The organism is Photobacterium sp. WH24, assembly GCF_019204055.1.
Classification (GTDB): domain Bacteria; phylum Pseudomonadota; class Gammaproteobacteria; order Enterobacterales; family Vibrionaceae; genus Photobacterium; species Photobacterium arenosum.
Genome location: NZ_JAGSOZ010000001.1, coordinates 79,677 through 95,450, shown reverse-complemented (window position 1 = coordinate 95,450; position 15,774 = coordinate 79,677). Strand labels below are relative to the sequence as shown.

The window sequence follows — 15,774 nt, the reverse complement described above, 5'->3', positions numbered from 1 at the left end:
CGTCTCTGTCTGCCGTTATTTATCTTCTTCATCGTCAATGCGCGTGAGTAATGTCTCGAATGCCTCACACATCGCACTGGGTGGCTGTCCGTCATATTTCTGTTGCCAGCTCAGGGCAAAAACCTGCTGCGGACTCACTTCAGACAAGCGCTGATGTTCAAGCGAAGGCGCGTCTTGCTGCTGACGATAATGGGTGGTTATCTTCGCCAGCCGGACTGCTTTCCCCTCCAGCGCCTGCAGCACTTTCTCCCGCAGCATCGCCTGAGGTTTATCAAGCAGCACCGGCACTTCCAGATAAGGCTGGGTTTCCCTCGGACCATCCCCGCTTGCTAACGCTTTCAGGGCGTTCAGAGCCTGATCCAGCGGCTGAGGTTCAGCCGGAACTCTGAGCATATCAACCACTCTGGGTACCGGGATCGGGGTAATACCCGACAGACTTTCCCCGTCAAGCTCCAGCAATACCACCTGGTGCTTGTAGTGGCGTTCAGACATCGACAAAGGCAGCGGCGAGCCGCAATACCGTATGTGCTCTTTTTTCGCGACCCGCTGGGCAAGATGGAGATGGCCCAGCGCGGCATAGCAGAGATCATCAGGGAAGACAGAGGCTGGCAATGCATGCTGGTTACCGCCCAGCACCCGGCGCTCAGACATTTCAGATAACTGGCCGGAAGCCATATAGACATGCCCCATGCCAATCAGTGCCTGACCTGGCTGCTGAACCTTCCGGGCGGCGTCGGTCACCTGCTGATAGAGCGTTTCGACGCCTTTGATCAGGCGATCGTCATCTTCGCTGAGATCGTCAGTACGCAGATCACTGCTGCGCAGAAACGGCACCGCCAGCACCCAGGCTGTCGTAGCGCCGCTGCGGTTGGTCAGCGGCACCAGCAATCTGTCCATCTCCAGCCGGCCCTGATCATCGCGGCTGATACCACCGACCAGATGCAGGTCAAAGGCTTTTAACAGTTCATGAGGCGCATCCAGCTTGCTGGGCGAATCATGATTGCCGCCCGTCATCACCACGTTCAGCTCTGGCAGGGTTTTCGCTAACCGGGCCAGAAAACGGTACAGCATACGCCAGGCACTGGCCGGCGGATTGGCGCTGTCGAAAATGTCGCCGGCCACCAGCAGGGCATCGACCTGTTCGCGTTCCAGCGTATCGGCCAGCCAGTCGAGAAACTGCTGGTGCTCATAATCGCGCTGATAGCCATGTAATTGATGCCCGAGGTGCCAGTCTGAGGTGTGAAGTATTTTCATGCCGTTAGTGTAAATACTGAGAGATCCAGAGAAAAGATAAGGGCCGATTGTACCTCAGCCAAGTGCTATCACGGTCAGATCAACAGAAAAAATTGCGACTGCCAGACACGATTTTCTGCCGCCAGGCCACGGGGATACCGACGGCAGCCTCTGTCCGTGCTGCTTGCAAACCTCACTGAACCTAGCAAAGTGAGGCAACTTGGGTATAAGATTGTCGGCCCAATGCACACACCTAGGATCAGTCACAACTATGCTGTGGTTTAAAAACCTGCTTACCTATCGCTTCAGTCGCGAGATTGACTTCAAACCGGAAGAGCTTGAGAAGCAACTGGAAGAATTCCGCTTTACCCCTTGTGGTAGCCAGGATATTCAAAAATTCGGCTGGGTTTCAGCACTGGGCAAACACGGTGATATGTATACTCACCTTGCCGGGGACAACATTCTGATCTGTGCCCGCAAAGAAGAAAAAATGCTACCCGCCTCTGTGATCAAAGAATCACTGAATGCCAAAGTGGAGATGCAGGAGAAAGAACAGGACCGTAAACTAAAGAAAAATGAAAAAGACACCCTGAAAGATGAGATCGTGATGGATCTGCTGCCTCGCGCTTTCAGCCGTCAGAGCCACACCTATGCGCTGATCATGCCTGCGCAGGGATTGTTGCTGGTTGATGCCGGCAGCTTCAAAAAAGCCGAAGATCTGCTTGGCTTGCTACGTAAATCCATCGGCAGCCTGCCGGTTGTGCCTGTGACTGTGGCCAAACCAGCCGCGCAGACACTGACGGAATGGGTGCGCTCCGGCGAGTCCCCTAACGGTTTTACCATAGGTGAAGAAGCCGAGCTGAAAGCCATTCTGGAAGACGGCGGCGTGATCCGCTGTAAGCAGCAGGACCTGAGCTGTGATGAAATTCTGGCCCATATCGAAGCCGATAAAATGGTAACCAAACTGGCTATCAACTGGCAGGAGCGCATCGATTTTGTGCTGGGCGACGATCTGTCACTCAAGCGCCTGAAATTTTCCGATGAGCTGAGAGAGCAAAATGACGACATCGACCGTGAAGACATGGCGCAGCGTCTGGATGCTGATCTGTCATTAATGTGCGGTGAGCTGTCCGCCATACTGCCTAACCTGTTTGAAGAACTGGGTGGCATGGAAGAACGCGTCTGACAACGCATTGCCTTTTCAAGGGGGCGGCCAGGCGGGGGGTTACCGAGCACAAATGCCAAATCTGTGCACATTTCACGAACCCCGCCCTAACCCTCCCCTTGCCAAGGGGAGGGAATCATTGTGATTCCAGCAATCTCGATTCAGTCCCTCCCCCTTTTCAAGGCAAGAAATCCTCACAAGCACTCGCTTAAGCGTGATTCACCGGCTTGACAGTAAAGCGACCGACATCCACCGCCACCACTTCCACTTCCCGGCCTTTTTCTACCTGCTCACCGGTGTAATCGCTGCTGAGTACCAGTTTCCAGCTGATGCCGGAATACTTTACTGTCCCCGGCTGTTCATGGCTGAGTGCGGCATCAAGCCGGAACGTCAGGCCGATAAAATCACTGCTGATATTTTGTTTCGGTTTTTCCGCTTTCTGCGAGCGTTTCAGCGGTTTCCACAACAGCAGCGTCAATACGCCCGCGCCGATACCGCTGACCGCCACCAGGGCTGTCATGGTTTCAGGTACCACACCCACCAGTGCCAGCGTACCGGTCAGGATGGCTGACACACCAAGGGCCAGCAAAACAATAGTCGACAGCCCCAGCATCCAGACCTCGACGGCCAGCAGGATAAGGCCGATCACTATGGTCAGCTGAGCCGGGCTCAGTCCAAAAAAATCCGTCATCATTACTGTTCCTCGTGCGGGTCGGTTCTTTTAGCCGAATTGCCCTGCTGACGGTTGAGCTGGTGAATAATGGTCATGGCTTCTGCCACTATGTTTGACGCAGAAGAAGAAGCATCAGGCAGCAGAACAACAGAGGATTCTTTCGCAATCGCTTCTTTGGCCTGAATGGCCTTGCCCGCCAGATCCAGCTGGATTGCCTTCTGGCCTTCTTCGGTAGATGCCACCCGGCCGATAATCGCCAGCGCATCGGCTTCGGCTTTCGAGACCGCCAGAATAGCCTGTGCTTCACCTTCGGCTTTGAGAACCTGCTCGGATCTTTCCGCTTCTGCTGCCAGTACCCGGGCCTGCTTCATACCCTCGGCAATATTGATCTCGCTCTGGCGCTTACCTTCAGATTCAAGAATAACCGCCCGCTTTTCCCGCTCGGCTTTCATCTGGCGCTCCATGGCGTCCAGTACTGAACGTGGCGGCTCAATATCTTTGATTTCATATCGCAGTACCTGAACACCCCATGGCAAGGCGGCATCGTTGATGGCAGACACAATCGCCGTATTGAGATTCTCACGCTCTTCGAACGTCTTATCCAGGTCCATTTTCCCCACTTCACTGCGCATGGTGGTCTGCGCCAGCTGGGTGACAGAGAAAATATAGTTGTCGACGCCATAGCTGGCTTTGTAAGGGTCGATCAGCTTGATATAGAGCACCCCGTCAACAATCAGGGAAATGTTATCTTTGGTAATGGCCGACTGGCTCGGGACATCGTACGCCTGCTCTTTCAGGGTCTGGGTGTAGGCAACCCGGTCAATCATAGGCACGATAAAATTCAGACCCGCTTCCATGGTTTTGTGGTATTTACCGAATCGTTCAACGACCACAGCAGTATTTTGCGGAACAAACTTAATAGAAGAACGCAGTATGACAATAACCAGTATTGCCATCACCACCCAAATACTAAACACAGACGAAATGATCGACACTATATCCATTTTTTTATATCCAACTCAATGCAATAAGAAAACACCGTTAATAAGTAAACTTAAACGGCTAAGACCCCTAATACTCTTACCGCTAACATAAAAAGTATGAGACATGGCTCACATCCATTTTAAGCAGCTGTCATCTTTTGTGCTACTTAATACCCTTATCAAGATTCAGGATATTTGCCAGATCCCCGCCTTCACAGTAAAATTCGCCCTCTGTTTTCCGCCTCCCATGAATTCGCCCTGTCGGTGAGCAGGAGTGCGGCCTGATCTGACATCAGACTTTGACCCAAAAGGGAAACCCGAGTTATGTTTAAACCTGAATTGTTATCGCCTGCCGGCAGCCTGAAGAACATGCGCTATGCCTTCGCCTACGGTGCCGATGCCGTGTATGCAGGCCAGCCCCGTTACAGCCTGCGTGTACGCAACAATGAGTTCAACCACGACAACCTGAAGATAGGTATCGACGAAGCCCATGCCCAGGGTAAAAAGTTCTACGTGGTGTGCAACATTCAGCCGCATAACTCCAAGCTTAAAACCTTTATCCGCGATCTGGCCCCGATTGTCGACATGGGCCCTGACGCCTTAATCATGTCTGATCCCGGCCTGATCATGATGGTCAGAGAAAGCTTCCCTGACATGCCTATCCACCTGTCGGTGCAAGCCAATGCAGTTAACTGGGCGACGGTAAAATTCTGGTCAACGCAAGGGATTGAACGGGTGATTCTTTCCCGCGAGCTGTCGCTGGAAGAAATCGAAGAAATCCGTGAAAAATGCCCGCAAACCGAACTGGAGATCTTTGTTCACGGCGCGCTTTGCATGGCCTACTCAGGTCGCTGCCTGCTGTCTGGCTATATGAATAAGCGGGATCCCAATCAGGGCACCTGTACCAACGCCTGCCGCTGGGAATACAAGGCGGAAGCCGCCAAAGAAGACGATGCCGGCCAGATTGTAGAAGTGCAACAAGCCGCTTCCGCGGTACAGATGCAGGACGTCGCGCCCACGCTGGGTGAAGGCAAGCCGACTGATCAGGTCATTTTGCTGAGCGAAAGCCACAAGCCGGATGAAAAAATGGCCGCGTTTGAAGATGAGCACGGCACCTATATCATGAACTCCAAAGATCTTCGCGCGGTTCAGCATGTTGAGCGCCTGAGCAAAATGGGCGTACATTCGCTGAAAATTGAAGGCCGTACCAAGTCTTTCTACTACTGCGCCCGCACGGCACAGGTGTACCGTAAAGCGATTGATGATGCCGCGGCCGGCAAGCCGTTTGACGAAAGCCTGATGTCGACACTGGAAAGTCTGGCTCACCGTGGCTACACCGAAGGCTTCCTGCGTCGTCACACCCATGATGCTTACCAGAATTACGACTATGGTTACTCTATTTCGGATAACCAGCAGTTCGTGGGTGAATTTACCGGCAAGCGCCGCGGTGCACTGGCGGAAGTCGAAGTCAGAAATAAATTTCTGGTGGGTGACAGCCTGGAGCTGATGACACCGAACGGTAATGTCACCTTTAGGCTGGAACACATGGAAAACCGTAAATCCGAAACCATTGAAGATGCCAAAGGCAGCGGACATTTCGTGTTTATTCCGGTTCCGGAAGATCTGGCGCTACCGTTCGCGTTACTGATGCGCAATCTCAACGCTGGCGCTACCACCCGTAACCCTAACGCACTCTGACAGGCTTCTGTTCGCCACCGTATTGCTGTTCCTCTGCAATACGGTGGCAGACTAACTACTCACCGTCACATTGGGAATATCTGAGCATTTGATAGGAATAGTGTACCGCACACCCTGCTGCACCATTTCCTGCTGGCATACAGGCTCTGTCGTTACTTCCGTCCATCCCCAGCCCAGTAAGATAGAAACAACGATCAACGCTATGGGGTCTAATCGCACCTTCATTTACCACTCCCCCGCACAATCCAGGAGCCACTGTTCACAATGGCCATTGATATAATGCACTCAATTTCAACAATAATGTCGGATGCCGCTTTGTCAGCCATGGCATAAAAAACCAACATTGCCAGAACACTATTGATTTGCGGCTGAGGAAGAAACAACGTTAAATCACTAAATTAGCCCGTTCTTGGCGATAACAAACCCGTTTCCCCCAATTTATTGGGCGTTCCTGACTTCTGTGCTACACTTTTTGCCGCTTTAACTCCTTTCATTTTTTGGGGAAACATCACAAAGCACAGTTAACTGGCAAAGGATCGCACACCCGCTTTACCCTGTGACAAGAACCTCCTCGGACGTAAAAAATTATGGCTTTATTGATTACAAACAAATGCATCAACTGCGACATGTGCGATCCCGAATGTCCGAACGATGCCATCAGCATGGGGGCAGAGATCTATGAGATTGATCCTGACCGCTGCACTGAATGCCAAGGCCATTACGACAAACCGACCTGCCAGTCAGTCTGCCCGATCAATAACTGCATTATCCTCGATCCCGCACATGTCGAGACCGAGGAGCAATTGCTTGAGAAGTTTGTGGTGTTGCAGGGAATGGCGTAACTGCGCTACTGAGACTGCTCCCTGAGTGCGCGCTGCTCTTTGGCGTATTTGTCTCTGTCCGCATCCTGAGCAGGGGCATTCAGCATCGCCATGCAACCCGCAGGCGGAAGCGGTTTCAGCACAGGCCGTTTCTTAACCGGCTTGGCGCTGGCCGTTTTCTTTTCCGCAGCAGGTTTGGGTTGCCAGGAAAGCAGCTCTGCACCGCAGCCATCGCCCGGAGGCGGCGGTAACTGTTCCCTGCATTGCTGACTTCCCTGCGGGCAATGCAGACGGACATGAAAATGGTAGTAATGTCCCCACCAGGGTCTTACCTTGCGCAGCCAGCTGCGATCTGTCCATTGCGCGTCACACAGCTGTTCTTTTATAACAGGGTGGACGAATATGCGCGCCACGTTAGCATCTGACGCTGCCAGCTGGATCAGGTTCGCCTGGCTGGCCGACCAATTGTCTTTAATAATGCGGTATGCCTTGAGATCAACCATAGGTAAAGGTTGCAGCTCAGGCAGTGCCTGCTGAGAGGCCGGTTGATCTAAAGTCGTCAGCCAGATATCGGCATCCAGTCCGGTCTGATGACTGGCATGCCCTGAGCGAAATCGACCGCCGCGCGGCATGGCGATATCACTGACCAGTAAATTACCCAGCTGCAATTTTTTCGCCTTCGCCGACAATTGCTCCAAAAAAGTAATCATGCTCTCATGACCGTAAAAGCGCCCGCGCTCCGATCTGACCCTCTGATAGCCTTCTCCCTGTTCGGGCAGGACTTTCGCACCGGCCAGACAGCCATTGCTGTAACTGCCGATCGACTGCGGACTGCCTGCAGTCGGGGCACGAAACTGCTCCCAGGGCGTCGCAGCCGCCTCTGTGCTCAGGCCCAGTCCGCCACCAAAGCACAGCAGGCAGGCAAGCAAAGCCGCTCGCCTGTCAGCCGCCAGACAAGCATGCCTTACACCACCAAAACACTGCCAGAGGGCAAGTTGACTATTTACGCTCAGCACCGGACGCCACCTTGTAATAAATTTGCGATCATAGTCACATAAGCATACACCATGAGACTGACTTTATTTGCTGTTCAATATTGAGACTGGCGTGCTGTGGCCGCTTCAGTGTCAGATGTAACAAACTACCATGTACAGCTTTTCAGTTAGCTGCCAGCTCTGTCTTGTACAGCATTTCATACAAAAGGATCATGGCAAGCCAAATTAATATAACCAATTGATATTTAATGAATGTTCAGCTTGTGCAGCTTTTAGAGTATTATAACCCCAAAGCTCATTCCTGCGTATTCTACCCTGCTATAACCTTAACCGCGTACCGGCAAATTCTGCCCGTCCGCACTGACAGACAGAACTCAGTCACAGCAGAAAATTACCGCTGAGACTTAATACAGGGCAAGCAGCATTCTGGTCTCCAGAGTCACCTGATGTTCCCGGTGCCAGCGATCTTGCCAGCTTGCCTGTACTGTCACCGTTGAGATGCCACCAGGCTGAGTGTCATGACCAACCACAGCCTCCAAAAGGATAGTGACACTATGCAAAGCATGCTGCTCTGTGTGCGTATGCTGTCCCGGCTGCGGATCAGCGCGCAGACTTGCTAAGTGCAGGCTCTCCAGGTGCAGGTGTTCTAAGTGCGATTCCGCCAGATTCACCGCAGTAAGCATGACCAGAGCATTATCTGCCTGTAGGTTGAGATAAGCGTGCAGCTTCATCAGCCCGGCCAGACCGACACTGACCAGCAGCAGCGACACCAGTACTTCCACCAAACTGAACCCCCGCTGTTTGTCCGCTACCGGCTTTATGGCATCAGACATCACGCCAGGACCCGTGCAGCCAGCGAATCTGATAAACCAGCCGCTCTTGCGCTTGCGGCAAAGATCCCAGAGCCACGCACTCTGGCTCTTCGCTGGCCGATAACGGCTCAGCACCTGAGTTGCACACCCTCACCACAGCAATCTGCTGAAGCCTCACCCTAGCCCTGCCATCCACTCTGGCTTCGGCGCTCACCTGATAGCTTCCGTTTGCCAAAGGTGCGATCCGCACCGCTATATGTCCGTCGCCTTGTGTTGACGGGCAAACCGCAGACCCGCTGTCAGAAAACGCCTGTGGATCGGTACTGACCGGCTGGCGCTGAAAATGCTCAGCTATCAGGCCAAGTCCGCAAGCCAGAGCGCCTTCTGCCAGCCAGAATGCCTGACGTGAAAATACAGTATTCTGAGCGCGTTTGACCTGATAAAAGCTGGTGCTGTAGCTGGTCATTACAAAGACCATGGCCACGGACAGCATCAGGCTGCTGATCAGTAAAGTGCTCATGCCTTGCTGAGTCCTGACAGCGGCTCGCTGAAATTTCATCACGGATTCCTGACCCTCAGTGCCATCGTTTCATTAAGCTGCGCGGAGCTATCCAGCGATGAGACAGAAAGACGGACAGACAGTAGCTGACCCGGAATACCTGCTGCCGGAGAAGTGTCATACTGAACCTGCCAGCCTGTCACTGTCATCCAGCGCGAATCCAGCAGCGCCTGCCCGCCCTGACATGCCTGATCCGGGGTAGAAAAAGTGTCGTGCGACGAACGCACTCTTAATTCACCGTCTTGCCGGTAGTAGGCCTTCACCACAGTACGACCTTCCAGCTCGTAACTCATCACCAGACAGTGTCCGGCCGTAACATGTACCGTGTGAACCGCCCCCGGCGGTAAAAGCGGTGTCCCGGACTCTGCAGTCTGAAAACCGGCCCGACGCACATCCCCCGAGAGCATGCGCCACGCATCCTGCACATCCTGAGCCAGGATCAGCTGCAGCGAACGGCTCAGTGCCGCCTGTTTTCCGGCCATCAGCAAGTGCACCAGTAAAGACAGCACCATCAGGCTCAATGCTGTCGCAACCGTCAGCTCTATCAGACTGAACCCGCTCTGCCTGCTGAGGTTTTCAGCACCGGGCATAACCGGCCTCCGCGCTCAGGCTGCAGACATAGATTCTGCCGGTGACATTGCTGAAAGTGATCCTGACCTGCGACTTGCCGTCCCGGCCGACAAAAAAGCTGCCTGCGGCGTGAGGGCGTCCTGTCAGGCTGTCCACTGTCAGAACATCACTGGCAAAGCTCCGCGACAGTGTCAGGTGCGGAAAATCAGTGGCGGACAGCGGTTTTAGCACAGGCTCGCCTTCTGCCAACCTGGCAAGGATTATCCAGTCGTCAGACCCGGGCTGCGACGTCGTCATAGTATGGTGCAGAACGGTATGGTGCAGAACGGTATGGTGCGGGACGGTCTCTAAACCAATCGATACATCTTCGCCGCGCATCACAGCTTCCGATTTGGCCAGGACCAGCAGCCATTCTAACTCACTGACCAAACGGTGCAGGCGCTGAGTGGCAAAGACGTCGGAAAATGAAGGCGTGGCCACGGTAGCTATCAACATGATGACAGATAACACCACTATGGCTTCAATCAGCGTCATCCCTCTGACGCTCGCAACACAATGTAACCGCATTTGCCTGAGTGGCATGTTTTCTGTCGCTGACTCCCAACTTCTCACCTGACCTGCTCCCGAACCTTTTTCACCGCGCAATAGGATGGCAAAACAACGGCAAGACGCAGCTGCAAAGCACCGACTTAGTGACATGAATCGAAAGGAAAAAAAGATGAGGAAATCAAGAAACCAGCAAGGAGTGACGCTGATCGAACTGCTGATTGTCGTTACCCTGGCTGGCATACTGGCGATGTCAGCCCTGCCGGCCTATCAGGCACACCAGCAAAAAGCCTATCTGCGTCAGGCCCAGGCCGATCTCATTATGTTGCAGCTCGCCATTGAACAGCAGCGCTCTCAGGGTCAGGCATATCCGCCGCAGTTGTCCGCCGCACTCTGTCCTGCCTGCCGTTATGACAACCCCTTCTATTCCTACCGGATTGCACTGGAGAGTGGCACATACCGGCTGTGGGCCGAAAGCAAAGATGGGGCGCAGGAATGCGGCTCTATTGCGCTGTTACACAATGGCACCACTGTCCCGTCTGAGTGCTGGTAAAGCGGCTGGCACAAGCTGGCAGCGGCAGAAACGACAAAGGCCAGCATAATGCTGGCCTTTAAGGTATATGACTCAGAGGTTAACCGGTCAGATCATCAAAGAACTTTTTCACGCCGTCGAAGAAACCTTCCGAACGTGGCTTGTGCTTTTTGGCATCAGAGCCCGCCAGCGTGTTCTCAAACTCCTGCAACAGTTCTTTCTGGCGAGTGCTCAGGTTCACCGGTGTTTCAACCACCAGCTTACAGATCAGATCGCCAACTGCACCGCCACGGACAGACTTCACGCCTTTACCGCGCATACGGAACATGCGTCCGGTCTGCGTTTCCGTCGGTACTTTCAGGCTGACACGACCGTCGAGTGTCGGTACTTCCACTTCGCCGCCCAGTGCCGCCATGGTAAAGCTGACCGGCACTTCGCAGTACAGGTTGTTGCCATCGCGCTCGAAAATCGCGTGCTGCTGCACATGCACCTGCACGTAGAGATCCCCGGCTGGTGCGCCGAATTCTCCGGCTTCACCTTCACCGGTCAGGCGAATACGATCGCCCGTATCCACACCGGCAGGTATCTTCACCGACAAGGTTTTGGTTTCCTGAACCCGGCCCTGACCATGACACTTACCGCAAGGATCAGAAATGATCTTGCCGCGGCCATGACAGTGAGGACAGGTTTGCTGTACCGCGAAGAAGCCCTGACGCATCTGCACCTGGCCAGCACCGTGACACGTTCCGCAGGTCGTTGGCGAGGAACCTTTCTTCGCCCCTGAACCTTCGCAGGTATCACAGTTTACCAGGGTTGGAACGCGAATTTCCTTGCTGCAGCCGCGTACCGCTTCCTCCAGCGTCAGCTCCATGTTGTAGCGTAAATCGGCGCCGCGCTGAGCACGATGCTGACCACCACCACGACGGCCACCGCCACCAAAGATATCGCCGAACACATCACCAAAGATGTCGCTGAAATCTGCACCGCCGCCGAAGCCGCCGCCACCGCCCATACCGCCTTGTTCAAAGGCTGCATGGCCATACTGATCGTAGGCCGCTTTCTTCTGAGGATCGGTCAGAATTTCATAGGCGGTTTTCACTTCTTTGAACTTGTCCGCCGCTGTTTCATCGCCCGGATTACGGTCCGGGTGGTACTTCATCGCCAGACGTTTATAAGCCTTTTTGATGTCACGCTCATTGGCGTCACGGCCTACGCCTAACACTTCGTAAAAATCACGTTTTGACATAATTAAACTGTCACCTGCTTATACAGCTACGGGCGTAAGAGTAACCCCAAACGCCCGTGCCCAAATAAGATTATGAGATCACACTCTTATTTTTTATCGTCTTTTACTTCTTCGAACTCGGCGTCTACAACATCGTCGTCTTTCGACTGAGTCTGCTCACCGCTGTCCGCTTGCTGGGCCTGAGCTTGCTGCTGGGCAATTTCCATCAGCTTCTGAGAAGCCGCGATCAGCGCCTGTACTTTGGCATCAATCGCTTCTTTATCTTCGCCTTTACGTGCTTCTTCCAGTTCAGAAACCGCGGCTTCGATCTTCTCTTTCTCATCCGCAGGCAGTGCGTCGCCCGCTTCTTCGATTTGCTTACGGGTACCGTGTACCAGCTGGTCAGCCTGGTTACGGGCAGAGACTAACTCTTCGAACTTCTTGTCCGCTTCTTTGTTAGCTTCTGCTTCCTGTACCATTTTCTCGATTTCGTCGTCGCTCAGACCGCCAGATGCCTGGATAGTGATCTTCTGCTCTTTGCCAGTGCTCTTGTCTTTTGCAGACACGTGCAGGATACCGTCAGCATCCAGGTCAAAGATAACTTCAATCTGAGGCATACCGCGAGGTGCTGCCTGAATACCTTCCAGGTTGAACTGACCCAGAGACTTGTTAAAGTTCGCCTGCTTACGCTCACCCTGCAGAACATGGATAGTTACCGCGTTCTGGTTGTCTTCTGCTGTCGAGAACACTTGCTCCGCTTTGGTCGGAATCGTGGTGTTCTTCTCGATCAGCTTGGTCATCACACCGCCCATGGTTTCGATACCCAGAGACAGCGGGGTCACGTCCAGCAGCAGAACGTCTTTAACTTCACCGGCCAGTACACCCCCCTGAACCGCAGCACCTACGGCAACGGCTTCGTCCGGGTTGACGTCTTTACGTGCTTCTTTGCCGAAGAACTCAGCCACTTTGGCCTGAACCATAGGCATACGCGTCTGACCACCCACCAGGATAACGTCAGTGATTTCGCCTACAGACAGGTCGGCATCAGCCAGTGCCACTTTCATTGGCTCCAGAGAACGCTGTACCAGATCTTCAACCAGTGACTCCAGCTTGGCACGGGTCACTTTGATGTTCATGTGCTTAGGACCTGTCGCATCTGCAGTGATGTACGGCAGGTTCACGTCAGTCTGCTGGGCAGATGACAGCTCAATTTTCGCTTTTTCTGCCGCTTCTTTCAGACGCTGCATGGCCAGTGGATCTTTACGCAGATCGATGGCCTGATCTTTCTTGAATTCGTCAACCAGATAGTTGATCAGACGGTTATCAAAGTCTTCACCACCCAGGTGTGTGTCACCGTTGGTTGCCAGTACTTCAAACGTCTTCTCGCCTTCAACTTCATCAATCTCGATGATAGAGATATCGAAGGTACCACCACCCAGGTCGTATACCGCGATAGTGCGGTCACCGCCTTGCTTGTCCAGGCCATAAGCCAGAGCAGCAGCAGTCGGTTCGTTGATGATACGCTTCACTTCCAGACCCGCGATGCGGCCGGCATCTTTGGTAGCCTGACGCTGAGCATCGTTGAAGTAGGCAGGAACAGTAATCACTGCGCCTGTGACTTTCTCGCCCAGGTAGTCTTCAGCGGTTTTCTTCATTTTCTTCAGCACTTCTGCTGAAACCTGAGGCGCGGCCATTTTCTGACCTTTCGCTTCCACCCAAGCATCACCGTTGTCTGCTTTCACAATTTTGAAAGGCATGATTTCGATGTCGCGCTGTACTTCTTCGTCTTCGAAGCGGCGACCAATCAGACGCTTGATTGCATACAGGGTATTTTCTGGGTTTGTCACCGCCTGACGTTTCGCAGGCTGACCGACCAGTGTTTCGCCATCCTGTGTATAAGCGATGATAGAAGGCGTAGTGCGATCACCCTCTGCGTTCTCAATAACGCGTGGCTTATCACCATCCAGTACAGCTACACATGAGTTGGTTGTACCCAAGTCAATACCAATGATTTTACCCATCTGGCTTTCTCCGAAATTCGTTGGTTTACTGGCTTCGTTCTGCGTAATGCAGAATCGAGCATGGGGGCCAAGGCCCTCAATTAATTCAATTACGCTATCGTATGACTACTAAATAAGGCCATCAGAGACCTTTTCAAGGGGCAGGTCGAAAAAAAATGTAAAAAATAAAAACCCACCCGAGTGGGCTTTCATCACTCGGCCTGCCCGTCAGGCACATCAGGCCTGAGTGTCGACATTGCTGCCAGGTGCAGCCTTAGCGACCATCACCATAGCCGGACGAACCACACGGCCGTTCAGCTCATACCCTTTCTGCAGCACCATCATTACGGTGTTAGGCGCATGCTCTGCGCTTTCCTGCATCGACATCGCCTGGTGGAATTCCGGGTTGAACGCTTCACCCATAGGGTTGATGGCTTTCAGACCGAATTTCTCTACCGTGTCCGTCATGGTTTTCAGGGTCAGCTCAACGCCTTCCAGCATTGGCTTTAATGTCTCGTCGGTTTTATCAGCCAGTTCCAGCGCACGCTCCATGTTGTCGATCACAGGCAGCAGTTCACCGGCAAATTTTTCCAGCGCAAACTTACGGGCTTTGTCGATTTCCTGCTCGGTACGACGGCGCATATTCTCAATATCCGCGCGGGCACGCAGTACTGAATCCTGCTGCTCTTTCACTTTGGCTTCACTGACAGCCAGCGCGGCTTCCAGTTCTTCAATACGGGACAGTGCCAACTCGTCCAGCGTCAGGTCTTCCGCGCTGTCTGCAGCCGCTTCAGCGCCTGCTGCTTCCGTCTGCGCCTGCTGCAGTTCTTCTTCGTTCAACACTTCGTCTTTCTTGCTCATGCTTTCGCTACTCCGCTAAGCTCAAAAAGGGTGATATGCATGGCCGGTAGGTTACGCAAGGCGCAACTTGCCGGCCACTATTAAAACGTGATGGGCATATTATGGGGATGAAGTTCAACGATTCAACCCGATATCGACGACAAAGGGCGACATTTCCTTATTGCTAAGGCTATACTGGCCCCATTCTTACCCGTTGGATCAAGGACATGACGCGCCCTTTTGAAATCATCGCCCTGGTTGGCAAGCCGAGAAATCCTGATGCGCTTCACACCCACACCAGCCTTTATAACTGGCTGACCGCCAAAGGCTACCAGGTACTGGTTGATCATCGTCTAGCCCATGATCTGGATGTGCCCGCTGAAGCGCTGTGCGATTTGCTCACCATAGGTGACCGCGCCAGCCTGGCGATTGTCGTCGGGGGGGACGGTAACATGTTAGGCGCCGCACGGGTACTCTCGCGCTTTGATATCTCGGTGATCGGCGTTAACCGCGGTAATCTGGGCTTCCTGACTGATTTAGATCCGGACAACTTCGAGCAGGAGCTGGAAAAGGTGCTGGACGGCGAGTTCGTCACCGAGCAGCGTTTCCTGCTGGAAGCCGAGGTTCACCGTCATGGCCTGATAAAAAGCCGCAACACCGCACTCAATGAAGCCGTACTGCACCCGGACAAAATCGCCCATATGATTGAGTTCGAGGTCTATATCGATGAAAGCTTTGCGTTTTCGCAGCGCTCCGACGGCCTGATCATCGCTACTCCAACCGGTTCCACGGCCTATTCGCTGTCCGGCGGCGGCCCGATTCTCTCGCCGAGCCTTAATGCCATCACACTGGTGCCTATGTTTCCCCATACCTTGTCATGCCGCCCGCTGGTGGTGGACGGTAACCGCAGGATCAAGCTGATTGTGCCTGACGACGGACGGACACTGGAAGTGAGCTGCGACGGACAGGTGTCGCTGCCTGTAAGCCCGGGTGATGAAATTCACATCTATCAGAGTCCGGATCACCTGCAGCTGATCCACCCGAAAAGCTACAGCTACTACAACATACTGCGCGGCAAGTTAGGCTGGTCGAGCAAGCTGTTCTGAAATCAAACCTATGTCT

Annotated in this window: 17 protein-coding genes; 5 read left to right on the top strand and 12 right to left on the bottom strand. The window is 53.5% G+C overall.

What is annotated here, in order from left to right; all coding sequences use genetic code 11:
• Positions 1-15: 15 nt before the first annotated feature.
• Complete coding sequence (locus KCG43_RS00390; RefSeq protein ID WP_218382749.1) at positions 16-1,254, bottom strand: exonuclease SbcCD subunit D C-terminal domain-containing protein; 1,239 nt, start codon at positions 1,252-1,254, stop codon at positions 16-18.
• 253 nt (positions 1,255-1,507) lie between these two features.
• Here KCG43_RS00390 and rdgC point away from each other — a divergent pair, with 253 nt between their 5' ends.
• A complete protein-coding gene (rdgC, locus tag KCG43_RS00385) occupies positions 1,508-2,419 on the top strand; it encodes a recombination-associated protein RdgC (protein ID WP_218383276.1) in 912 nt (303 codons plus the stop codon).
• 187 nt (positions 2,420-2,606) lie between these two features.
• On the opposite strand, the gene KCG43_RS00380 is transcribed toward rdgC, so the two are convergent.
• A complete protein-coding gene (locus KCG43_RS00380) occupies positions 2,607-3,092 on the bottom strand; it encodes an NfeD family protein (RefSeq protein ID WP_218382747.1) in 486 nt (161 codons plus the stop codon).
• Entirely contained in the window at positions 3,092-4,075 is a 984-nt protein-coding gene (locus KCG43_RS00375) for an SPFH domain-containing protein (protein WP_218382746.1), read from the bottom strand. The genes KCG43_RS00380 and KCG43_RS00375 overlap by 1 nt, the downstream gene beginning before the upstream one ends.
• Positions 4,076-4,378: 303 nt before the next feature.
• Between KCG43_RS00375 and yegQ the strand changes: the two genes are divergently transcribed.
• Positions 4,379-5,752 (top strand): tRNA 5-hydroxyuridine modification protein YegQ, encoded by a 1,374-nt coding sequence (yegQ, locus tag KCG43_RS00370; protein ID WP_218382744.1) that lies wholly within the window; start codon positions 4,379-4,381, stop codon positions 5,750-5,752.
• 51 nt (positions 5,753-5,803) lie between these two features.
• Here the strand turns inward: yegQ and KCG43_RS00365 are convergent, their stop codons facing one another.
• A complete protein-coding gene (locus KCG43_RS00365; RefSeq protein ID WP_155804892.1) occupies positions 5,804-5,977 on the bottom strand; it encodes a hypothetical protein in 174 nt (57 codons plus the stop codon).
• 362 nt (positions 5,978-6,339) lie between these two features.
• Between KCG43_RS00365 and KCG43_RS00360 the strand changes: the two genes are divergently transcribed.
• On the top strand, positions 6,340-6,594 hold the full coding sequence (locus KCG43_RS00360; RefSeq protein WP_218382742.1) for a YfhL family 4Fe-4S dicluster ferredoxin: 255 nt from the start codon (positions 6,340-6,342) through the stop codon (positions 6,592-6,594).
• Positions 6,595-6,599: 5 nt separating this feature from the next.
• Here KCG43_RS00360 and mepA read toward each other — a convergent pair whose 3' ends face one another.
• The 5 genes from mepA to KCG43_RS00335 form a co-directional block, all read right to left on the bottom strand.
• Positions 6,600-7,502: a penicillin-insensitive murein endopeptidase gene (gene mepA, locus KCG43_RS00355; RefSeq protein ID WP_370630659.1), complete on the bottom strand. Its 903-nt coding sequence runs from the start codon at positions 7,500-7,502 to the stop codon at positions 6,600-6,602.
• Positions 7,503-7,972: 470 nt separating this feature from the next.
• Positions 7,973-8,401, bottom strand: coding sequence for a prepilin-type N-terminal cleavage/methylation domain-containing protein (locus KCG43_RS00350; RefSeq protein ID WP_218382740.1), 429 nt, complete (start codon positions 8,399-8,401; stop codon positions 7,973-7,975).
• Positions 8,394-8,939: a hypothetical protein gene (locus KCG43_RS00345; protein WP_218382739.1), complete on the bottom strand. Its 546-nt coding sequence runs from the start codon at positions 8,937-8,939 to the stop codon at positions 8,394-8,396. The genes KCG43_RS00350 and KCG43_RS00345 overlap by 8 nt, the downstream gene beginning before the upstream one ends.
• A complete protein-coding gene (locus KCG43_RS00340; protein ID WP_218382738.1) occupies positions 8,939-9,529 on the bottom strand; it encodes a prepilin-type N-terminal cleavage/methylation domain-containing protein in 591 nt (196 codons plus the stop codon). The genes KCG43_RS00345 and KCG43_RS00340 overlap by 1 nt, the downstream gene beginning before the upstream one ends.
• Positions 9,516-10,121, bottom strand: coding sequence for a Tfp pilus assembly protein FimT/FimU (locus KCG43_RS00335; RefSeq protein WP_218382737.1), 606 nt, complete (start codon positions 10,119-10,121; stop codon positions 9,516-9,518). The genes KCG43_RS00340 and KCG43_RS00335 overlap by 14 nt, the downstream gene beginning before the upstream one ends.
• A 106-nt stretch (positions 10,122-10,227) precedes the next feature.
• On the opposite strand from KCG43_RS00335, the gene KCG43_RS00330 reads away from it, so the two are divergent.
• Positions 10,228-10,608: a type IV pilin protein gene (locus KCG43_RS00330; RefSeq protein WP_218382736.1), complete on the top strand. Its 381-nt coding sequence runs from the start codon at positions 10,228-10,230 to the stop codon at positions 10,606-10,608.
• A gap of 79 nt (positions 10,609-10,687) precedes the next feature.
• Here KCG43_RS00330 and dnaJ read toward each other — a convergent pair whose 3' ends face one another.
• The 3 genes from dnaJ to grpE all read right to left on the bottom strand — a co-directional run bounded on the left by dnaJ (position 10,688) and on the right by grpE (position 14,673).
• The gene (gene dnaJ / locus KCG43_RS00325) at positions 10,688-11,833 is read right to left on the bottom strand and encodes a molecular chaperone DnaJ (RefSeq protein WP_192016947.1); all 1,146 of its coding nucleotides are present in this window, start codon (positions 11,831-11,833) and stop codon (positions 10,688-10,690) included.
• 86 nt (positions 11,834-11,919) lie between these two features.
• Positions 11,920-13,833, bottom strand: a complete 1,914-nt coding sequence (gene dnaK, locus KCG43_RS00320; protein ID WP_192016946.1) for a molecular chaperone DnaK — start codon at positions 13,831-13,833, stop codon at positions 11,920-11,922.
• A gap of 216 nt (positions 13,834-14,049) precedes the next feature.
• Entirely contained in the window at positions 14,050-14,673 is a 624-nt protein-coding gene (grpE, locus tag KCG43_RS00315; RefSeq protein ID WP_218382735.1) for a nucleotide exchange factor GrpE, read from the bottom strand.
• Positions 14,674-14,879: 206 nt separating this feature from the next.
• Between grpE and nadK the strand changes: the two genes are divergently transcribed.
• Positions 14,880-15,758, top strand: coding sequence for an NAD(+) kinase (nadK, locus tag KCG43_RS00310; RefSeq protein WP_218382734.1), 879 nt, complete (start codon positions 14,880-14,882; stop codon positions 15,756-15,758).
• The last annotated feature ends 16 nt before the right edge of the window (positions 15,759-15,774 follow it).